The following is a 19,414-nucleotide window of genomic DNA, read 5'->3' as shown; positions in this document are numbered from 1 at the left end:
CTTATTGAACTACTTGCTACTTATTGAAGTCGTCGCGGACGTCTTTAGCTGCGTCCTTGACAGCTTCACCTGCCTGCTTCGTCTTGGCTGCGGCCTGATCCTTCACGCCTTCAGCCTGCAAATCCTCATTGTTGGTTGCATCGCCGACAGATTCTTTGACCTTGCCGGATGCTTCCTGAGCCTTGTTCTTGAACTTATCGCCTAAACCCATAAGTCGTACTCCTTTTGCAGTCGATCGAACAACGAACAAAACCCACGTTACATGCCAATTTCGGTAGCCAGCTGGTCAGCAACTTGAGGCCAGCTGAAAGATCTCGCAAATCCTGCTGAATCCACCAATGAAGTGTATGATCCTCGCGCACCGCACCCTGATCAATCCTCGGTAGACTTATTAACACCGGCCCACGCAACACATGGCTCATGCGCGGTCTCCAACGGGTGAGCACCGCGAAACGACAGGGCGTTCGGCCATCTGTACTGCACCCAGTGCTCTTGAACCATCTATTTCGTGGGACCACGAGGGGGAAAGTTTCAGCGCCACATGGTTCTCGGCCAACGATAGACCGGCACCCAAAAAGGTAGTCCTCGTTGATGATCGACTGACCGCCGACGCCGCGATGCGTTACGCTTCGCGTGGAATCGCGATGTTGTGGCAGGGCGACTATCACAATGCCAAGCAACTGATCTCGGCCATGGACCGCCGGCTCAGCGCTACCCAAACCAGCAAGTCCTCCAAGAAGGAACAAGATGCTGGTCAAAAGTTCTACGCCATCCGTCAAGCTCGTGCACACCGCTCCCGGATGCTCTCCTTGGTCCTGGTGTCCCTGACATTCGAGAATTCAGAGCATGCCGCACAACTACGTTTGGCGCGCTCCCCACAGGTAGCCGAAGCAATCACCTTCACCTACGAACAAGCCAAAGATTTTGCTGGCACGCAAGCCGTGGTGAGCCTGCAAGAACTCTCCGGGGTGCTCAGCGCGCATCAATGGTTCCTCAACGGTGTCAACGTGCCCGCGTTGGGGGCCACCATCCATCCGCGCTACGGCACCTTTATGCCTACCCGGCAAGAATACGTTCAGCTCGTAGCCCAGGCTCCGCTTAACGGTGCGCAGCTCGCCTTCGACATCGGCACCGGGACAGGAGTGCTGGCTGCCCTGTTGGTCTCACGGGGAGTGAAGACCGTGAAGGCCACGGATATCCATCAGCGAGCCGTTGATTGTGCCAATCAAAACTTCGCCCGCTTGGGTATGCAGGATGACGCACACGCCGAATTAACCAGCATGTTCCCCGCCGGGCAGGCTGAGCTGATCATCTGCAATCCCCCGTGGTTACCGGGCAGCGCTCCGAGCACACTCGACGCTGCCATCTACGATCCGGGCGGCAAGATGCTATTGCAGTTCCTTCGCGGGTTACCTAAGCACCTGACCGAGGACGGTGAAGGCTGGCTCATCATCTCCGACCTCGCCGAGCTGCTTGGTCTGCGCACCCGCGAACTACTCTTAGCCGCTATCGACGACGCTGGCCTGAGGGTTGTCGAGAAGATTGATGGACGTCCCACACACGGCCGCGCCCATGATCAGTCTGATCCCCTGCACGCAGCTCGTTCGAAGGAGATCACCACCTTGTGGCGCCTGAAGGTCAAGGTCTAAGCGCAGTCAATCCCCGGTATAGCAAGATCTTAGGCTCGCCAACCTAGCGTTACTTTGCGCCAAGTACAGCCACGAGGAAATCATCGGCCGGCGCGTGAAAGTTCCACGTTGAGTAGCGTTGCTGAATCAGAAGATCGGCCCGCTGTGCGTCAGCTTCAAATTGCTCAAAGTCGTACCCCCTGTTGGCTCCGAATCCCACAATCAAGCGTCCGTCGGGAGCAAGAAATTGACCCAGGCGTTTTAAGGCGGGCAAGCGTTCGGCTTCGGACAGGAACGTCAGAACGTTTCCTGCACAAACGATGACATCAAAATCAACCGGACCTGAGGTAATGTCTTTGGGACTAAAACTCGCCAGATTACCCAGATACCACGTGGCGTTGGGATAGTCCTGACGGGCTACCTCGATCAGATCGGGGTCAAGGTCCACACCAACGACGTTATGCCCTTGTTCGGCGAGCCAACCGGCGATCCGACCGGTTCCACACCCAGCATCAAGAATTCGACTGCCGCGTTGTGCCAACGCATCAACGGCGCGGGCTTCGCCAAAAATGTCTTTTCCTTCGGCCACTAAGTTTCGCCAGCGCTGCGCATAGTTTTTCGCGTGATCTGGATTGGCGCGACGGGTCGCAAGCCAAAGATTTTCTTCCGGGGCACTCATGCCTCCAGTTTGCCACGAGTGAGCACCAGTCACGGCATACGAAAAAACCCGTTGTTTTCGATCTTGACGATCAAAAACAACGGGTTTTCGTTGGTGGGCCCTACCGGGATCGAACCGATGACATTCACGGTGTAAACGTGACGCTCTACCAGCTGAGCTAAAGGCCCTCCTACAGTGAAGAACCAAGCAAATTTCTTTGCTTCATTCGTTCTCTGTAACAAGAAATAATTTAGTACATGCCGAACTGACTTGGCAAATTGAGAACGGTATTTTTCGCAAAGAGTGCCGAGCGTCACTCTCCGGAAGCTGCCTTGGCTACTAACGGCGGACCCTAAACTGTCGGCACCTTCGGCGATACTTTCCCTATGAAAAGATCACTGGCAGTTGCCTCTCTCGCCCTATGTTTTGCACTGTCCGCTTGTGGCGGCCAGGCGCCGGCCTCCACACCAAGTGCAACAAGTGCAACAACTACATCCAGCACCGCGCAGCAAGGTCAGCAGGCAGAGCCTGTAGACCTCAGCGGAAAGTGGAAACAGAAAAATTCCATGGACGAAGACGCCTACCAACTGGCCACCATCAAAGGGGACGTCATCAGCATTGACTGGGTGACGAACAACGGAGACACAAAGTCAATTTACTGGGTTGGCACGTTTAAGGCTCCGAAGGCTGGCGCCGAATCATTTACCTGGACTTCTCAGCGTGATCAAAAGGCGACGGATAGCGCAATTATGGCCTCGGGCGACGACAGCAAGAAGTTCACGTTTATCAACGGCGAGATTTCCTATGAGGCCGGGATCATGGGCACAACAACTACGATGCGCCTGAGCAAGCAGTAGCCACTAGCTGAACAATCTGCGTGGAAACAAAAAATCCTCGATCCATGTGGATCGAGGATTTTTATTTGGTGGGCCCTACCGGGATCGAACCGATGACATTCACGGTGTAAACGTGACGCTCTACCAGCTGAGCTAAAGGCCCTAACCATGTTCGCTTTTGCAAGCCAACGAGGAATAACTTTACATAGATATTTCGGTTCTCGCAAATCGAGAGACCGGTATTTCTTGTGAACTGGCACACACTATGCAATTTCCCCTGAGTTACCGGGCCTCAATAGCGGATTGGTAGTCATCCATACTTCGAGGTGCAGTCATCGAACTGCTGAAAACTTCTTGCACAATCCCGTCAACTACCCACAGTGAGACCCTAGTGGCAACGCCAACATTTTCGTCGAAGGCGCCCGCTTTCAACGCCACCTGACCGTGAGGCCAAAAGTCAGCAAGCAGATCAAACTGGATGCCAAGGGATTCAGCGTAGTTGCGCAGCGTGAATTTATGGTCGACCGAAATGCCAACCACCCGCACCTGGTGATCGGTGAAGTATTGCTGTTCTTCTTGAAGTGCCGCCAGCTCTGAACCGCAGACTCGCGAAAATGCCCAAGGATAAAAGACAACCAGCACACGACCCTTTGACAGATCGGTGCTGGTAATCGTCTCACCATATTGATTTGATAGCGAGAAATCGAACAGGCGCGAACCTGTTTGAATCATTAGTTCTTCTTACGTGGGGCGAGGCGAACTGCAGACCAGTCCTCCGAAACACCTTCACTGGTAGTCACATGCAGGCCAGCGCTAGGCGCCTCCTGCTGAATTAGTGCTGGGGACACATGTCCGTCGCGGCCCTGCTTAGGTGTCAGCAACCAAACGATGCCGGTTTCGTCCAAGCAGTTGAGCGCGTCCATCAATGCGTCAACTAGATCTCCGTCGCCATCGCGCCACCAGAAGATAACTGCGTCGACAACGTCATGATCCTCTTCGGTGAGCAGTTCTGAACCAATCAGTTCCTCGATCGAGTCACGCAGATCGTAATCTACGTCATCGTCGTAACCCAGTTCCTGAATAAGGTTGTCATTTACGAAGCCCATCTTTTTAGCGGACTCCAAGTTTGCCGATACGGCGTCGCTCACTTCATTCCTCCTGCTGGTGCAAAGCGTTACTACCAACGAAACACGGTTTTCTCGTTCCATTCAAGCGCTAAGGCAATAACACGCCGAACAAATATAACCCACGATCCGGTGGTCCACATCATACCGACAGGGTCATTGGAGCAATAGCACCTATACGATATTGCTCAAGTCACTTTAAAAGTCATACTTAAGCGGATTTTCGCTCGTAATCATGACCCCACGCACCGGCAATTGACACTAGAGTTGCATATGAACCGACAGTGCACATCACTCCAGTGTTACTGCACCCGTTGTCCCAATACCGTTGCATCGCAGTGCAAAACTGCAACGTAGCGGAGCCGCAATTCAATCAAGGAGCTTCCGTGGCTGTAGAGGAACACATCTCCCAGATCCGTAGCGGGTTGACTTACCAGCTTTCAGATCAGGATCCTGAGGAAACTCAGGAATGGATGGACTCATTTGACTCTCTCGTAGAGTCCCAGGGCACCGAGCGTGCTCAGTTCATTATCCGCTCGCTGCTGCAGCGTGCAGGTGCCAAGTCCGTGGGCGTGCCCCATGTGACCACCACCGACTACGTGAACACTATTCCTGTAGATCAGGAACCAGAATTCCCGGGCGACGAAGCCATCGAACGCCGCTACCGCGCATTTATGCGTTGGAATGCCGCCATCATGGTGCACCGCGCTCAGAACCCAGCAATCGGCGTTGGCGGACACATCTCCACCTACGCTGGTGCAGCCACCCTGTACGAAGTGGGCTTCAACCACTTCTTCCGCGGCAAGAACCACCCAGGTGGCGGCGATCAGGTGTTCTTCCAGGGCCACGCTTCCCCAGGTATGTACGCTCGTGCCTTCGTCGAAGGCCGCTTGTCCGAAGAAGACATGGACGGCTTCCGTCAGGAACACTCCAAGGAAGGCCACGCGCTACCTTCCTACCCACACCCACGCTCGCTTCCAGACTTCTGGGAATTCCCGACCGTGTCCATGGGTATTGGCCCAGCTAACGCGATCTACCAGGCACAGCTGAACCGCTACCTGCAGAACCGTGGCATCAAGGACACCTCAGACCAGCAGGTCTGGGCCTTCCTTGGCGACGGCGAAATGGACGAGCCAGAATCCCGCGGTTTCCTTCAGCTTGCAGCCAACGAAAAGTTGGACAACCTGAACTTCGTCATTAACTGCAACTTGCAACGCCTTGACGGCCCGGTTCGCGGTAACGGCAAGATCATGCAGGAACTTGAAGCCTTCTTCCGCGGTGCCGGCTGGAACGTCATCAAGGTAACTTGGGGCCGCGAGTGGGATGCACTGCTCGAAGCCGACAAGTCCAACGCCTTGGTCGACATCATGAACCAGACCCCAGATGGCGACTACCAGACCTACAAGGCTGAGTCCGGCGCCTTCGTGCGTGAGCACTTCTTCGGTCAGCGTCCGGAAACCAAGGAATTGGTTGCCGACATGAGTGACGATGAGATCTGGAACCTCAAGCGCGGTGGCCACGACTACCACAAGGTCTACGCCGCCTATAAGGCAGCCGTAGAGTTCAAGGGCAAGCCAACTGTGATCCTGGCCAAGACGGTCAAGGGCTACGGTCTGGGTTCGCACTTCGAGGCTCGCAACGCGACCCACCAGATGAAGAAGCTGACCATGGAAGACCTCAAGGGCTTCCGCGATCACCTGCGCATCCCAATCACCGACGAGCAGCTCGAAGCCGACCTGTACTCGCCACCGTACTACCGCCCATCCGAGGACTCGGATGAGTACAAGTACCTGATGGAGCGTCGTTCGGCTCTGGGCGGTGCGGTACCAAGCCGCCGCAAGGAGACCTCGGTTAAGCTTCCACTGCCAGGCGACAAGGCTTACGCCATCGCCAAGCGTGGCTCGGGCAAGCAGCAGGCAGCCACCACCATGGCCTTTGTTCGTTTGCTCAAGGACCTGATGCGCGACAAGGAATTTGGTCACCGCATTGTGCCGATCGTCCCCGACGAATCGCGCACCTTCGGTATGGACTCGTTCTTCCCGACCGCAAAGATCTACAACCCAGCAGGTCAGAACTACCTATCCGTAGACCGCGACCTCGTCTTGGCCTACAAGGAGTCCCCTCAGGGCCAGCTGATCCACCCGGGCATCAACGAGGCCGGCGCCGTCGCAGCATTCACCGCTGCCGGTACCAGCTACTCGACCCACGACGAACCGCTGATCCCGATCTACGTGTTCTACTCGATGTTCGGCTTCCAGCGCACCGGTGACCAGTTCTGGGCTGCCGGCGACCAGATGACCCGTGGTTTCATCATCGGCGCTACCGCCGGCCGCACCACCCTGACCGGTGAAGGCCTGCAGCACGCCGATGGCCACTCGCCAATCCTGGCCTCGACCAACCCAGCAGTGATCACCTACGATCCTGCCTACGGTTACGAGATCGGGCACATCATGCGCTCCGGCCTGGATCGTATGTATGGCGGAACCCACCAGGATCCAAACGTGATGTACTACCTGACCGTGTACAACGAGCCAATCAGCCAGCCAGCTGAGCCGGAAAACGTTGACACCGAGGGCATCATCAAGGGTATCCACTTGCTCAAGGAAGCTACCACCGACGGCCCACGCGCACAGCTGCTGGCCTCCGGCGTGGCCGTGCCTTGGGCCCTGGAAGCTCAGCAGATCCTGGCCGACGAGTGGGGTGTATCTGCCGATGTTTGGTCGGTCACCTCGTGGAACGAGCTGGCTCGCGACGGCATGAACGCCGACGCCGAGGTACTCATCGATCCTTCCAAGGCTCGCCGTACCCCGTACGTGACCAGCAAGCTGGAGTCCACCCCGGGCCCAGTCATCGCGACCACCGACTACATGCGCGCAGTGCCTGAGCAGATCCGCCCGTACGTCCCAGGTGAATTCCACACCTTAGGCGCCGACGGATTCGGTTTCTCAGACACCCGTGCAGCAGCTCGTCGCTTCTTCAAGATCGACGCTCACTCGCTGGTCGTCCAGACCTTGCAGTCGCTGGTTGAGCGTGGCGAAATCCCTGCGGACACCGCAGTGAAGGCGCACGCCAAGTACGATCTGAACAACCCAAATGCCGGCAAGTCCGGCAATGCAGGTGGCGACGCGTAAGTCTCGCACTTGTGGCACCTAGTGCCCGGGTTTCTCCCAGCCCCGCTACGATTTTCTTCGTAGCGGGGCTGGCCGCTTTAACATCCCGGGGTTAAGCACCTCAGCCAAAAATCCGCCGCCACATTCACATCCCTGTACAAAAGTCACTAAGCTTAAAGTATGAGTCCCGAACTCGATGCCGCCGCGTCGAAAAACCGAAGCAGCCACCAGCAGCCTCCCAGCGCCCAAACGCTGAAACGGCTCCAAAGCCACATCGGGGTTCTGTCCACCACGGCGCTGAAATATCTGGATCAGCAGCTACCGTGGTATCGCTCGCTGGAGCCCAACGAACGCGCCGCGCTGGGGCTGATCGCCCAAAAAGGAATCTCCACCTTTGTCTCTTGGTATGAGGATCCCACGTCCTCGCCGGCCTGGGTGGTCACCGACGTTTTTGGTGCCGCCCCCACTGAACTGACCCGTTCGATCTCGCTGCAAAAAGCACTGGGTCTACTGCGCACCATCGTGGACGTGGTCGAATCCCAGGTTCCAGATATTGCCACCGAGGCCGAACAAGGGGCGCTGCGTGAAGCGGTGCTGCGCTACTCGCGAGAGGTCGCCTTTGCCGCTGCGGAAGTTTACGCGCGGGCAGCCGAAACCCGTGGTGCCTGGGACTCCCGGCTGGAAGCGCACGTGGTTGACGCGGTGCTGCACGGTGAACCCCATGACTCGCTGGCCTCGCGCATTGCCGCCATCGGCTGGAAGTCACAAAAAAACATTCGCATTTTGGTGGGCACCACCCCGTCCTCCAACTCAGCAACTTTCGTCGCCACCCTGCGCCGGGTGGCCACCCGCTACTCGCGGGACTCATTAATCGGGGTGCTCGGGGATCGCTCGGTATTAATGCTCTCCGACACCAATTTTGAGGACGTCGATCTCTCCCGCTTCACCCGCTTTTTTGGCCACGGCCCACTGGTCTACTCCCCCTTGGCCCCGGCAGTCAAAGAGATGCACCATGCCGCGGTGGCCGCGGTGGCCGGATATGCCGCAGCCCGCGCCTGGCCGCAGGCACCCAACCCGGTGAGCACCGACGATTTGTGGCCAGAACGCGCAGCCAATGGCGACGAGCTGGCCCGCACCGCGCTGATCGAACAGGTCTACCAGCCCTTGCAGCAGGCCTCCAATGGGTTGCTCGAAACGCTCTCCAGCTATCTGGCCCTGGGCCACTCCTTGGAAGGCACCGCTCGCGAACTTTTTGTACACGCCAATACGGTGCGCTACCGGCTCAAGCGTGTCACCGAAGTCACCGGCTGGGACCCATTGGTCCCTCGCGATGCCTTTGTGCTGCAATCGGCCCTGCTCTACGGCCGACTTCACGAAGTTAACTTGTAGGCGTCAACTTGTAGGCTTCACCCAAAGAACCTACGAGACGCAGAACACTAGTTTCTGCGCGTATGGCGCATTACTTGGGAACTTTGCTCGACCATAAGATAAGCTTTTGTAGAGTTCCTACAAACACTTCCCATGAGCTTGGTGTGCAAATGAAGCGCCAAAAGCTCCTAAAATTTGGAAAGCTGTAAGAGTGTTAGCAATCGTTTGCCCCGGACAGGGCTCCCAGACCCCAGGTTTCCTCGCCGAATGGCTCGAAGTTGAAGGCGTAGCCGATCACTTGGCTACCCTGAGTCAGATCACCGAGCGCGACCTCACCGCCCACGGCACCGTCTCCGACGAAGAGACCATCAAGGACACCGCCGTCGCGCAGCCGCTGATTGTGGCCGCCGGCTTGGTGACCGCTCGTGCACTGTTTGGCGACAGCCTGCCAGCGGGCGTGATTGTTGCCGGTCACTCGGTTGGCGAGATCACCGCTTCGGCTCTGGCCGGTGCGCTTGATGAGGCCGACGCGATGAACTTTGTGAAGGTTCGCGCCAACGCCATGGCGCAGGCTGCTGCGGCTACCCCGACCGGCATGGCCGCCGTGCTTGGCGGAGATCCAGACGAGGTCCTGGCCGCACTGGAGAGCTTTGGGCTCACCCCGGCTAATGCCAATGGTGGCGGACAGATCGTGGCCGCTGGCACGCTAGAGCAGCTGGCAGCACTGGGCGAAAACCCACCAGTCAAGGCTCGCGTGATCCCACTCAAGGTTGCCGGCGCATTCCACACCGCGCACATGCAACCAGCGGTAGGCACCTTGGCAGAACTGGCCGGGACCATCACCCCAAAGGATCCAGCCTCCACGTTGCTCTCCAACTTCGACGGGCAGCCGGTCGCCGATGGATCGGCCAACTTGGATTCTTTGGTCGCCCAGGTTTCGCGCCCGGTTCGTTGGGATTTGTGCATGGAGACCCTGGCAGCAGCTGGCGTGACCGGCGTGCTGGAATTAGCCCCTGCAGGTACCTTGGTGGGCTTGGCCCGCCGTGGCCTGAAGGGTGTAAAGACTCTCGCGGTGAAGACCCCGGCTGATCTAGAGGCCGCCCAAGCCTTCATCGCCGAGCACACCAGCAACTAGCTACGCGAACTCAAAGATTTGTGCGCCTTACCCGCAATGATGCGGCAGGCAGGCTCATCTCTGACCTAAGCTTTAAAGCGATGAAACTGCGGAGCATTTGATGCACCACGGTTTTAGCAAACCGGCTCGTGAAGCATCCTGGTAACAGGAGCGGATCGGCCACTACGAACACCGGAGCCCTCCGGTCACTGAAGAAAAGGAGCCATCCATGGCTAGCAACGAAGAAATCCTGGCGGGCCTCGCCGAAATCGTCAACTCCGAGACCGGCCTGGACGAAGCAGACGTCCAGCTGGACAAGTCCTTCACCGAGGACCTGGACATCGACTCGATCTCGATGATGACCATCGTCGTAGAGGCCGAAGAGAAGTTCGACGTTAAGATTCCGGACGAAGAAGTTAAGAACCTGAAGACCGTAGGCGACGCAGTTAGCTTCATCGCCGGCGCACAGGCCTAAGCCTTCGGCGTTTATCGCCACCACCGTTGCATGGGTACGCCGTGCACATCGGCCGGTACGTAAAGCCGGCCCCCTAAATTTCTTAATCGCACAGTAGAGAGTTTGATGATGGCGCGCAAAGTAGTGATCACCGGTCTCGGAGCCACCACCCCAATCGGCGGGGACGTCCCCACCCTCTGGGAGAATGCTTTGAAGGGCGTCTCCGGCGCCGCAACCCTAGAGGATGATTGGGTGAAGGAATACGACCTGCCGGTCACCTTCGCAGCGCGTGCTTCCGTACAGCCAGCCGAGGTCCTCAGCCGCCCCGAAACCAAGCGCATGGACCCTTCGACCCAGTTCGCTGTCATCGCCTCGCGTGAAGCATGGGCCGACTCTGGCCTGAACAAGGAAGAGATCGATCAGAACAAGCTGGCCGTGGCATTTGCTACCGGCATCGGCGGCGTCTGGACCTTGCTCAACGCTTGGGACACCCTGCGCGAAAAGGGCCCGCGTCGTGTGCTGCCGATGACCGTACCAATGCTGATGCCTAACGGCCCAGCCGCAGCGGTCTCGCTGGATCTGGGCGCCGCTGGTGGAGCTCACACCCCCGTGTCGGCTTGCGCTTCGGGTACCGAGGCTATGCACGTTGGCCTGGAACTGATCCGCTCCGGCAAGGCTGATGTTGTAATGGTTGGTGGCGCTGAAGCTGCCATCCACCCAATGCCAATGGCTGCTTTTGCCTCCATGCACGCACTTTCGCGCCGCAACGACGATCCAACCAAGGCTTCGCGTCCGTACGACGTGGACCGTGACGGCTTTGTGATGGGTGAAGGCGCCGGCGCACTGGTGCTCGAATCCGAAGAGCACGCCCTGGCTCGTGGCGCACGCATCTACGCCGAGCTTGCCGGTTCCTCGGTCACCTCGGACGCGCACCACATCACCGCACCGGATCCAGAGGGTTCCGGTGCAACTCGTGCGCTGAAGGCAGCGATGTACGACGGCCGCATTCAGCCAGAGGACGTGGTGCACGTAAACGCACACGCCACCTCCACTCCGGTGGGCGACGCTCCAGAGTACACCGCCTTGAAGAATGCATTGGGCGATCAGCTCGAAAACGTTTGGGTTTCGGCAACCAAGTCCCAGATGGGTCACCTGCTCGGTGCTTCCGGTGCAGTGGAGTCCGTGCTCTGCGCACTGGCCGTGTACCACCGCACCACCCCGGTGACGATCAACTTGGACAACCAGGATCCAGCGATCCCGCTGAAGGTTGTGACCGGCGCTCCTCAGGCTCTTCGGGCCGAGGGCACCATCGTCGCACTGAACAACTCCTTCGGGTTCGGTGGCCACAACGCCGTTGTAGCAATCCGTAGCGTCTAGTAGTTCTCTCCGGCTAAACACATTTGGGCTGGCTCCAGGAATTTATTTCCGGAGCCAGCCCATTTTTTGCTCTCTTGTCCCGGCTCACCCCGATATTTCAGGTGCTAACCTTTGCCTAACCCTGATTTCTCTTCGTTCGCGACCGCGCAACTAACCTGCAGGTCATTTTGCGCGTCGCGACACTGACTACCAGCCAAGGAGCAACCGTTATGCGTCAGCTGATCGCCACTTCATTCATTTCCCTCGACGGTGTTGTTGAAGCCCCTGGCGGTGAAGCTGACTACCGCAATACGGGCTGGAGCATGAATAGTGTTGAGTTCGATCCCGCCGCCTACGAGCTCAAGGGTGCCGAACAGGGCGAGGCAACCGCCATGCTGCTCGGTCGAGTCAGCTACCAGGCATTTGCTCCGGTGTGGCCGAGCATGGACGACCAATTTCCGCTGTACAACGCGATGCCCAAGTACGTACTTTCCACCACGCTTGATGACAAGGATCTTATACAGAACTGGGGTGAGACCACCATCTTGCGATCGGTGGCTGATGTTGCACGTTTGCGTGCCGGTGAGGGCGGGCCGATTAGCATTCACGGTTCAGCCACGCTGGTCCGTTCGCTTCAGGAGCATCACCTGATCGACCGGTACAACCTTTTGGTGTTCCCGGTGCTCTTGGGCGAAGGCAAGCGGCTCTTTAGCCAGGAATCTTTGGACGCACAGAAGCTGAAGCTGGTTGACTCGCAGGCTTACCCCAACGGGGTCCAGAAAAACGTATTTGATGTTGTTCGGTAGGAGCTGCGGGAGTTAGCGCGAGCAAATTTAGCGCAAAAGCCAGAAGTAGGACCCAATTTAGTATTGGGTCCTACTTCTTTTGGTAACAACCCCGCACCACCCGGGCTTAACTGGATGCAGTCGAAAACTCACCCAGAGACTAATTAACCAGTTGTTATACCACCTGGTTGAGCCATCGAACTGGAGCTTCGTCCCCAGCATGGCGGAATGGTTCGAGTTCTTCGTCCCAGGCTTCGCCTAGGGCCACGGACATCTCTTGGTAGAAGATCGAAGGGTTGCCTTCGCCCTTTTCATAGGCCCAACGGATGCGCTCTTCGCTGACCATGATGTTGCCTGCAACATCGATAGTGGCATGGAAGATTCCCAGATCCGGGGTGACTGACCAACGGCTGCCATCGGCGCCGGGGCTCGGGTCTTCGGTGATTTCAAAGCGTAGGTGCTGCCAACCATGCATTTCGCTGGTGAGCAGAGCGCCGGTACCTTGAGGGCCTACCCACTGGATTTCGGCGCGACAAAAACCGGGTGCTACCTGCTGTTCCGTCCAGTCCATCTTGACTGGCGTCCCAAGCACAGACCCAATTGCCCATTCCAGATGTGGGCACAGCGCTGCAGGGGCGGAATGTACAAAAATCACGCCTCTGGTCATCGGTGCAGACATGCCATCCTCCGTTGCGGTGTTGATCGTCTTCCCCTACGTCAACATCGAACAGGTGCTTTTGCCGCCGATACTTCTATTTTGCCCGATGAAGGGCACTTTTCGCCACCCGGTACGTCACTTTTCCCAGATAACTAGCAAATAATCATGCCCGAGGGTGTGCTTGGCGGTAACTTTGCCGCAATCGTTCCACTGAAACATGGGTATAGAGCTGGGTGGTGGCCAAGGATGCGTGACCAAGGAACTCCTGAACTGCGCGCAAATCAGCACCGCCGTCCAATAGATGTGTGGCCACAGTATGTCGCAGGGCGTGCGGCCCACTAGCCGAGGTGTCCCCCAACGACCGAAGGGCGGTAGCTATCACTTCACGAGCTTGGCGCACGTTGAGCCGGGACCCACGGACTCCCACCAGGAGCGCATCCTCGGCCTGTTCGACGGCTAAAACCCGACGGTGAGACCTGATCCAGTCAATCATGACCCGCTCTGCTGGCTTGCCAAAAGGAACCATCCGCTCCTTGTTACCCTTACCGAGAACCTTCAGGGTTCGACGTTCAAAATCAATGTCGGCAACATTCAACGCAACAAGCTCACTAATGCGTAGCCCTGAGGCGTAGAGCAATTCAGCAATCACCTTGTCCCGGGATTTGACCGCCCTCGCTTTGGCATCATCAGGTTTTGTCTCGACTTTTGCCTCGGCACTTGTTTCGGAATCACCGGATGGTGGTTCGGCCTGCGCGGCGGTCGCAGAGAGATCGGAAGGCTCGGAAGACAGCAGTCGATCGATCTGGCTTGGCTGAAGCACATGCGGTAAGCGACGTTCCTTTTTCGGAGCGGCCAAACGCAGCGCCGGATCGGTATCAACGAGGTCATGTTTGAGCGCCCAAGCGAAGAAGTTTTTCACCGCGGAGATACGCCGTGCCAAAGTGGTGCGCGAAATCTGCGACTCGTGGAGCAACGCGAGCCAATCGCGCAGCATCTCAACCGAAATCTGTTTCAGGCCCGGATCTTGCGCGCGGTCCTTGAGGAACTGCCCCAAGTTTCGCAGGTCAACGTCGTAGGCGCGCAGGGTATTCTCGCTGCGTCCTCGTTCGTGTTGCAGATATTCCAAATAATCGGCCACAGGCTCGGCAAATTTCGCAGACAGGCCCGTTGGTGCGGTGGTGGAAGGATCATGCTTCATCACCACCGAGCTTACCTGAGTCTGCTCAGGCGGCCGGGCGAACCAACTTCCACGTCCTACCATCGGTGCTCGCCATGCCCAGTGCTTCAAGCTGGCCCACCGCTTGCAAGGTTTGAATCAGCGGGACTCCGCTTCGTGCCGAGATCTCGTCGATGACAAGGCCGCGGGCGAAGGACATGCAGTCGTAAACCATGCCTTCATCCCTACCCAGCCGATCCGTGGGACCTTCGATGTTCAACTGCTCCTGCACCGGTTGTGCGACACTTTCCGCACCAACAAGCCGCAGGGCATCCTGCGGACTAGTGAGCAACAGGGCGCTGCCTTCAGAAATCAGCCGATGGCAGCCAGCCGAATTTGGTGCAAAAACGCTACCGGGGACGGCTGCCACATCGCGACTGAGCTCTACCGCATGGCTTGCCGTGTTCAGTGCTCCGGAGCGATGCCTGGCTTCGGTGACAATCACGAGTCGACTCAGTGCCGCGATCAAACGGTTACGGTTCAGGAACCTGAATCGAGCCGAGGTGGTTCCCGGAGGCACCTCTGAAAGCAGGACTCCACGAGCGATCACCTGGTTGAGTAGGTTGCTGTTTCCCGAGGGATAGAGCCGGTCGATCCCTCCTGCCATCACCGAAATGGTCGCAGGGTTGGGGTGCTCCCATTGATCCACACTCAGCGCTGCGCGATGCGCGCTGGCATCGATGCCATAGGCGCCGCCTGAAACCACGGTGTAACCGCGCAGCGCTAGGGTGCGTCCCAGATCAAAAGTTACCTGGTCGCCATAGTCACTGGCATCGCGTGAGCCGACAATTGCGACGTTGCGCGACAGCTGTTGGCCGCTCAGCAACTCGGGATTGTTCGCTCGCCACCACAGGCACAGTGGTCTACCGAGGTTCAGCTCATCAACCTGCCTAGGCCAGCCGGGATCGGTGTTCAGTAGGAGTCCTCCGCCATGGCGCGCCGCCATGTCTAGGACCGCCTGCGGGTTACTCAGGGAAAGTCGCTTGCGCCAACGAGTCAGGGCAACTTTGAGATCTTGGGCCATATTCGAGGAAGGTTTAAACCCGAGGATCTGATCTACCTGGGCTTTGAGTCCCTGCGGCACAAAGTCCTGACGCTGAATCAGCGTGAGTAGTTCGGACGGCGACATTAGCTCCAGTAATGCGGTGGCGGTGAAGTCGTTGGGTTCGATGAGCTGGTTGAGGTGGGCGATGACCAGCCGCTGCGCGCTGGTATTGGTGGTGAGAAGTTCGACGTTCTGGTTGCGTTGCATCGGGTGGTTCCTAACTGTTTTCTAGGCTTTGGCGCAGATGCGCGGCAATGGCTAAGTCGTCTTGGGTGGGTGCGTCATGCTGTTGCTGATCGGCAACCGTCCACGCCACGCGCAGTAGGCGATGGATGCCGCGGGCCGATAAACCACGCCGGGTGGCCAGCTGTTCGAGGGCCACTTGGGTTTTCGCCGGGTAGCGCAATTCTTGGCGCAGTACCCGAGTGGGGATTTGCGCGTTGCAACTCACGCCAAAGGTTTTCAGCCTGCCTTGGCTACGCTCGCGGGTGGCCAGCACTCGATCGCGCACTTTTTCACTGGACTCGTTCGGGGCGTTTTGCAGTAGCTGAGCTTGGGGCACCGGGTTAACCCGCACTTGTAGGTCTACGCGGTCAAGGATCGGCCCGGAAAGACGGGCGAAGTATCGGCGGCGAGCCATCGGAGTGCAGGTACAACCGGTGCCGGTGCCAAAGTTGCGTCCACAGGGGCACGGATTGGAAGCGAGCAACAGCTGGAAGCGGGCAGGCAGTCGTTGGTGCCCTTTAGCGCGCGCAAGGTTGATGTAGCCCTCCTCGATGGGTTGGCGCAACGCGTCGAGCACACCAGAATTAAACTGGGCGGCTTCGTCGAGAAACAGCACACCTTGATGCGCCCGAGAGATGGCGCCGGGAATCAATTGGGAGGTTCCACCGCCGATCAATGCGGATAACGAGGCGGTGTGGTGCGGGGCGATAAACGGCGGGGTGCGTTGCAGTTGGGTCATTTCGCTCAACGCACCGTGCGTGATCGAGTGGACGGCGGTGGCCTCTAGGGCTTGCTGATCGTCAAGGGGCGCCATGATGGTTGGCAGGCACTTGGCGAGCATCGTTTTGCCGGCACCGGCGGGCCCCACCATGATCAGGTGATGTCCCCCGGCCGCCGCTAGTTCTAAGGCCAGCCTGGCTTCGTGCTGCCCGTTGACTAGTTGCAGATCCGCCTCTTCACTGGCCGCCGGTGTGATGGCGTTCTGTGTTCCGGCAGTTACTTGATCCGCGCGTGGATGGTGCAGATAGGTGCTCAGTAGTTCTCGCGGTGCCCCACAGTATTCAAGAACCTGGCCGAGGTGGTGGGCGGAAAAGATTTCCATGCCCGCAACGAGCCTGGCTTCGTGGGCGTTGGCTTCAGCCACAATCACCCGGCCGAGTCCATGTTCTTTGGCCAGTTGTACCGCCGGCAGCACCCCGGGCACCGGGCGCAACGTGCCATCCAGACCCAGCTCGGCGAGGTAGAGCGTGTTGGGGCTGGTGACTAGCTGTTGATCCGCGGCCAACGCAGCGGTAAGGATCGCTAAGTCAAAACCGGAACCATATTTGGGCAGGGTGGCCGGGGTGAGGTTCACCGTGAGTTTTCGGTTAGCCAGAGGGATCCCGGTATTGCGGGCTGCGGCCTTGATGCGTTCGCGTGCCTCGTTGAGCGAGGCGTCAGGCAGGCCGAGGATGATGAACCCGGGGATGCCGTTGCCAAGATCGGCCTCCACCTCGATCAACGACACGTTGACCCCGTGGATGGCCACCGCGGTAGTTCGGGCGGTACTCATGGTTGCACCGATTGGTGCAGGTCAAAGAGGTATTGGTCGCCCGAGGGATAGACTTCAACGATGTCGATGCGCGGTTGGGCGATGAACATTGCGTGCGCTTGGGCCCAGAGGATCAGTAATTTGTGCAGCCGGCGATACTTTTGCGCGTTGATCGCGTCAAAGCCGGTGCCGAAGCGCTGGCTGGAGCGAGTTTTGACCTCGATGGCCACGATCTGCCCGTTTCCGGCTCGGGCTACCGCGTCAAGCTCACCGGCCGAGCATCGCCAGTTGCGGTCGAGAATCTCATAGTCGTTGTGGCTTAGGTACTCGGCGGCGGCTTGTTCCCCGGCCGCCCCCAAGCGCTGTGCAGCAGTGCACATGATCGCTCCTGGATGTTCAAACTATCTGTAAGGAACATCCTGGGCTTGATCAGCACGCCATGGTGCGGTGTTGTGGCCGGTTGTGGATTACTGCGGTGGGGAATAAAGCGCAGCGAGTGGTTAGGAGTCGATGCCCTCTTTGGGGATCTGCAGTTCGTCGCGGTTCAGTTCCTCGACGTTGACGTCCTTAAAGGTCAGTACCTTCACGGCTTTAACAAAGCGGCCCTGCCGATAGATGTCCCAGACCCAGGCGTCGATGAGGTTCAGCTCGAAGTAGACCTCGCCGGCATTGCTCAGCGTTTTCACGTCAACCTGATTGGCCAGGTAAAAACGCCGTTCGGTTTCAACCACATAATTAAAGAGCCCCACCACGGTTTTGTACTCGCGGTACAGCTGTAGTTCCATATCGGACTCGTAATTTTCCAGGTCGTCGCCAGCCATCACTTTGCTTTCTTTGTTGTGGCTTCACCTTGGGCTGTGTTGGCCCCTGAAGTCAAGTTCCAGCTTTTGCGGTGGTAGTCGCACGGGCCCTGATCCACGATCGCCGCACGATGCGCAGCCGTGGCGTAGCCCTTATTAATTTCCCAGCCGAAGCTCGGGTAGCTTGAGGCCAGGTCGACCATGATCGCATCTCGTTCAACCTTGGCCAGAATGGAAGCCCCGGCGATCGCTTGGCAGGTCATATCGCCCTTGATGATGGTTCGCACCGGCAGGTGTAAACCCACCGGTTCTCGATCATCGGCCAATAGGTCAAAGAGGTCCGGCTCCGGGGCGGTCAACCAGTCGTAACTACCATCAAGCAAGATCGCCTCGGGTGCGACACAGCACTGCGCCGCGGCGCGGGAGCCGGCAAGACGCAGGGCTGCGGTGACACCAAGCTCATCAATTTCTTGGGCCGAGCTGTGCCCCACACCGTAGGCCACCGCCCATTGACGAACCTGCGGCACCAAATCAACCCTGGTTTCGGGACGCAAAAGTTTGGAGTCGCGTAGTTGTGGGAACTCGCTGACCGACTGAATGTCGATCACGGTCATGCCCACGGTGATGGGACCGGCCAAGGCCCCACGACCCACCTCATCCACCGCGCCAATGAAGCGCACCTGCTGCGTCGCGGCTAAGGCACGTTCATGATCGAGGGTGGTGGGCTGGTTTTTGGCCGAAATTTTAGTTGCTGGCACGTTAGTTGGCTGCCGGCTCGGGAACGTTGGAGAAGACCTCATCGTGGGAATCCACGGTGCCCCATCGCGAGGCTGGCCAGGAAATGATCGACGCGCGACCCTGCACGGAGTTTAGGTCCACAAATCCGCCCTGGATGTCGGTGTGGAAGCGTGAATCGGCGCTGGCTGCACGGTGATCGCCCATGACCCAGATCTTGCCTTGTGGCACGGTGACCGAGAATTCCATATCTGAGGGCTTGTTGCCCTGGTACACATATGGCTCGTCGATTTCTTCGCCGTTGATCTTCAATTTGCCGTCACTCTGCGAGTAGGAGACGGTGTCCCCCGGCATGCCGATGATGCGCTTGACCAGGTACTGCTCGTCGGCTGCGGGCAGGATTCCGACAAAGGAGAGCACGTTTTCAAAGGCGGTGGGCGATTGCTCTAGGGGCGGCAGCCAGCCCAGATCATCACGGAAGACGACCACGTCGCCGCGGTTCAGCTCAAAGGGACCGGGAACCATCAAGTTGGCGAAGATTCGGTCGTTGATTTCCAAGGTGCTTTCCATGGATCCCGAAGGAATGTAGTACGCGCGGAAGAAGAAGGTCTTGATCGCGAAGGAGAGCACCAACGCGATGACAACGATGATGACGATCTCGCGAACAAAGCGCCATATTTTGTATAGCGGTCCCGATTCGTGGGAATTTTCAGCTGGGGCGGCGCTCACAGTTCGATTTGTACCTTCCATTATCGCGTAACACCCCCATCT

At 58.1% G+C, this 19,414-nt stretch carries 20 protein-coding genes and 2 tRNA genes; 8 read left to right on the top strand and 14 right to left on the bottom strand.

From position 1 onward, the window contains the following. Positions 1-16 precede the first annotated feature (16 nt). Positions 17-211 carry a CsbD family protein gene (locus EYR88_RS02195; RefSeq protein WP_061952239.1) on the bottom strand — a complete coding sequence of 65 codons (195 nt, stop codon included), beginning with the start codon at positions 209-211 and terminating at the stop codon, positions 17-19. Positions 212-413: 202 nt separating this feature from the next. On the opposite strand from EYR88_RS02195, the gene EYR88_RS02190 reads away from it, so the two are divergent. Further along, positions 414-1,649 (top strand): class I SAM-dependent methyltransferase, encoded by a 1,236-nt coding sequence (locus EYR88_RS02190; RefSeq protein WP_131088101.1) that lies wholly within the window; start codon positions 414-416, stop codon positions 1,647-1,649. A 49-nt stretch (positions 1,650-1,698) separates the two neighbouring features. On the opposite strand, the gene EYR88_RS02185 is transcribed toward EYR88_RS02190, so the two are convergent. Together EYR88_RS02185 and EYR88_RS02180 are read right to left on the bottom strand one after the other, a co-directional pair. Next, positions 1,699-2,307: a class I SAM-dependent methyltransferase gene (locus EYR88_RS02185; protein WP_131088100.1), complete on the bottom strand. Its 609-nt coding sequence runs from the start codon at positions 2,305-2,307 to the stop codon at positions 1,699-1,701. Between the two features lie 91 nt (positions 2,308-2,398). Further along, positions 2,399-2,474, bottom strand: a tRNA-Val gene (locus tag EYR88_RS02180). 198 nt (positions 2,475-2,672) lie between these two features. On the opposite strand from EYR88_RS02180, the gene EYR88_RS02175 reads away from it, so the two are divergent. After that, complete coding sequence (locus EYR88_RS02175) at positions 2,673-3,143, top strand: hypothetical protein (protein WP_131088099.1); 471 nt, start codon at positions 2,673-2,675, stop codon at positions 3,141-3,143. Positions 3,144-3,209: 66 nt separating this feature from the next. On the opposite strand, the gene EYR88_RS02170 is transcribed toward EYR88_RS02175, so the two are convergent. The 3 genes from EYR88_RS02170 to EYR88_RS02160 form a co-directional block, all read right to left on the bottom strand. Further along, a tRNA-Val gene (locus EYR88_RS02170) sits at positions 3,210-3,285 on the bottom strand. Positions 3,286-3,404: 119 nt separating this feature from the next. Continuing rightward, positions 3,405-3,854, bottom strand: coding sequence for a redoxin domain-containing protein (locus EYR88_RS02165; protein WP_131088098.1), 450 nt, complete (start codon positions 3,852-3,854; stop codon positions 3,405-3,407). Next, positions 3,854-4,228, bottom strand: a complete 375-nt coding sequence (locus EYR88_RS02160) for a DUF3052 domain-containing protein (protein WP_131089758.1) — start codon at positions 4,226-4,228, stop codon at positions 3,854-3,856. The genes EYR88_RS02165 and EYR88_RS02160 overlap by 1 nt, the downstream gene beginning before the upstream one ends. A 404-nt stretch (positions 4,229-4,632) precedes the next feature. On the opposite strand from EYR88_RS02160, the gene aceE reads away from it, so the two are divergent. The 6 genes from aceE (at position 4,633) to EYR88_RS02130 (ending at position 12,454) form a co-directional block, all read left to right on the top strand. Beyond that, a complete protein-coding gene (gene aceE / locus EYR88_RS02155; RefSeq protein WP_131088097.1) occupies positions 4,633-7,377 on the top strand; it encodes a pyruvate dehydrogenase (acetyl-transferring), homodimeric type in 2,745 nt (914 codons plus the stop codon). A 159-nt stretch (positions 7,378-7,536) separates the two neighbouring features. Continuing rightward, on the top strand, positions 7,537-8,745 hold the full coding sequence (locus EYR88_RS02150) for a helix-turn-helix domain-containing protein (RefSeq protein ID WP_131088096.1): 1,209 nt from the start codon (positions 7,537-7,539) through the stop codon (positions 8,743-8,745). A gap of 190 nt (positions 8,746-8,935) precedes the next feature. Next, positions 8,936-9,859, top strand: coding sequence for an ACP S-malonyltransferase (locus tag EYR88_RS02145; RefSeq protein ID WP_131088095.1), 924 nt, complete (start codon positions 8,936-8,938; stop codon positions 9,857-9,859). 208 nt (positions 9,860-10,067) lie between these two features. Beyond that, a complete protein-coding gene (locus EYR88_RS02140) occupies positions 10,068-10,313 on the top strand; it encodes an acyl carrier protein (RefSeq protein WP_131088094.1) in 246 nt (81 codons plus the stop codon). Positions 10,314-10,421: 108 nt separating this feature from the next. Further along, entirely contained in the window at positions 10,422-11,669 is a 1,248-nt protein-coding gene (fabF, locus tag EYR88_RS02135; protein WP_131088093.1) for a beta-ketoacyl-ACP synthase II, read from the top strand. Between the two features lie 209 nt (positions 11,670-11,878). Then, the gene (locus EYR88_RS02130; RefSeq protein ID WP_131088092.1) at positions 11,879-12,454 is read left to right on the top strand and encodes a dihydrofolate reductase family protein; all 576 of its coding nucleotides are present in this window, start codon (positions 11,879-11,881) and stop codon (positions 12,452-12,454) included. Between the two features lie 154 nt (positions 12,455-12,608). On the opposite strand, the gene EYR88_RS02125 is transcribed toward EYR88_RS02130, so the two are convergent. The 8 genes from EYR88_RS02125 to lepB all read right to left on the bottom strand — a co-directional run bounded on the left by EYR88_RS02125 (position 12,609) and on the right by lepB (position 19,372). After that, the gene (locus tag EYR88_RS02125; protein WP_131088091.1) at positions 12,609-13,112 is read right to left on the bottom strand and encodes a DUF3145 domain-containing protein; all 504 of its coding nucleotides are present in this window, start codon (positions 13,110-13,112) and stop codon (positions 12,609-12,611) included. A 142-nt stretch (positions 13,113-13,254) separates the two neighbouring features. Further along, complete coding sequence (locus EYR88_RS02120; RefSeq protein WP_165477261.1) at positions 13,255-14,289, bottom strand: tyrosine recombinase XerC; 1,035 nt, start codon at positions 14,287-14,289, stop codon at positions 13,255-13,257. Between the two features lie 25 nt (positions 14,290-14,314). Continuing rightward, the gene (gene dprA, locus EYR88_RS02115) at positions 14,315-15,559 is read right to left on the bottom strand and encodes a DNA-processing protein DprA (RefSeq protein WP_131088090.1); all 1,245 of its coding nucleotides are present in this window, start codon (positions 15,557-15,559) and stop codon (positions 14,315-14,317) included. Between the two features lie 10 nt (positions 15,560-15,569). Beyond that, positions 15,570-17,129, bottom strand: a complete 1,560-nt coding sequence (locus EYR88_RS02110; RefSeq protein ID WP_131088089.1) for a YifB family Mg chelatase-like AAA ATPase — start codon at positions 17,127-17,129, stop codon at positions 15,570-15,572. After that, positions 17,126-17,488: a YraN family protein gene (locus tag EYR88_RS02105; RefSeq protein ID WP_131088088.1), complete on the bottom strand. Its 363-nt coding sequence runs from the start codon at positions 17,486-17,488 to the stop codon at positions 17,126-17,128. Before EYR88_RS02105 ends, EYR88_RS02110 begins: the two co-directional genes overlap by 4 nt. A gap of 120 nt (positions 17,489-17,608) precedes the next feature. Continuing rightward, positions 17,609-17,929 carry a DUF2469 domain-containing protein gene (locus tag EYR88_RS02100; RefSeq protein ID WP_131088087.1) on the bottom strand — a complete coding sequence of 107 codons (321 nt, stop codon included), beginning with the start codon at positions 17,927-17,929 and terminating at the stop codon, positions 17,609-17,611. Beyond that, entirely contained in the window at positions 17,929-18,666 is a 738-nt protein-coding gene (locus EYR88_RS02095) for a ribonuclease HII (RefSeq protein ID WP_242632433.1), read from the bottom strand. The genes EYR88_RS02100 and EYR88_RS02095 overlap by 1 nt, the downstream gene beginning before the upstream one ends. A 1-nt stretch (position 18,667) precedes the next feature. Beyond that, the gene (gene lepB / locus EYR88_RS02090) at positions 18,668-19,372 is read right to left on the bottom strand and encodes a signal peptidase I (RefSeq protein WP_242632432.1); all 705 of its coding nucleotides are present in this window, start codon (positions 19,370-19,372) and stop codon (positions 18,668-18,670) included. Positions 19,373-19,414: the final 42 nt, after the last annotated feature.

Source organism: Arthrobacter sp. S41 (assembly GCF_004320535.1).
In the GTDB taxonomy this organism is placed as follows: domain Bacteria; phylum Actinomycetota; class Actinomycetes; order Actinomycetales; family Micrococcaceae; genus Glutamicibacter.
Note: the sequence above shows the minus strand (reverse complement) of the source record. Positions and strands in the feature narration are given on the sequence as shown.

Bases quoted from the DNA above. Each gene is read 5' to 3' on its own strand.
- EYR88_RS02195 (WP_061952239.1), bottom strand. From the start codon at position 211: ATGGGTTTAGGCGATAAGTTCAAGAACAAGGCTCAGGAAGCATCCGGC.
- EYR88_RS02190 (WP_131088101.1), top strand. From the start codon at position 414: ATGGCTCATGCGCGGTCTCCAACGGGTGAGCACCGCGAAACGACAGGG.
- EYR88_RS02185 (WP_131088100.1), bottom strand. From the start codon at position 2,307: ATGAGTGCCCCGGAAGAAAATCTTTGGCTTGCGACCCGTCGCGCCAAT.
- EYR88_RS02175 (WP_131088099.1), top strand. From the start codon at position 2,673: ATGAAAAGATCACTGGCAGTTGCCTCTCTCGCCCTATGTTTTGCACTG.
- EYR88_RS02165 (WP_131088098.1), bottom strand. From the start codon at position 3,854: ATGATTCAAACAGGTTCGCGCCTGTTCGATTTCTCGCTATCAAATCAA.
- EYR88_RS02160 (WP_131089758.1), bottom strand. From the start codon at position 4,228: ATGGGCTTCGTAAATGACAACCTTATTCAGGAACTGGGTTACGACGAT.
- EYR88_RS02150 (WP_131088096.1), top strand. From the start codon at position 7,537: ATGAGTCCCGAACTCGATGCCGCCGCGTCGAAAAACCGAAGCAGCCAC.
- EYR88_RS02140 (WP_131088094.1), top strand. From the start codon at position 10,068: ATGGCTAGCAACGAAGAAATCCTGGCGGGCCTCGCCGAAATCGTCAAC.
- fabF (WP_131088093.1), top strand. From the start codon at position 10,422: ATGGCGCGCAAAGTAGTGATCACCGGTCTCGGAGCCACCACCCCAATC.
- EYR88_RS02130 (WP_131088092.1), top strand. From the start codon at position 11,879: ATGCGTCAGCTGATCGCCACTTCATTCATTTCCCTCGACGGTGTTGTT.
- EYR88_RS02125 (WP_131088091.1), bottom strand. From the start codon at position 13,112: ATGTCTGCACCGATGACCAGAGGCGTGATTTTTGTACATTCCGCCCCT.
- EYR88_RS02120 (WP_165477261.1), bottom strand. From the start codon at position 14,289: ATGAAGCATGATCCTTCCACCACCGCACCAACGGGCCTGTCTGCGAAA.
- dprA (WP_131088090.1), bottom strand. From the start codon at position 15,559: ATGCAACGCAACCAGAACGTCGAACTTCTCACCACCAATACCAGCGCG.
- EYR88_RS02110 (WP_131088089.1), bottom strand. From the start codon at position 17,129: ATGAGTACCGCCCGAACTACCGCGGTGGCCATCCACGGGGTCAACGTG.
- EYR88_RS02105 (WP_131088088.1), bottom strand. From the start codon at position 17,488: ATGTGCACTGCTGCACAGCGCTTGGGGGCGGCCGGGGAACAAGCCGCC.
- EYR88_RS02100 (WP_131088087.1), bottom strand. From the start codon at position 17,929: ATGGCTGGCGACGACCTGGAAAATTACGAGTCCGATATGGAACTACAG.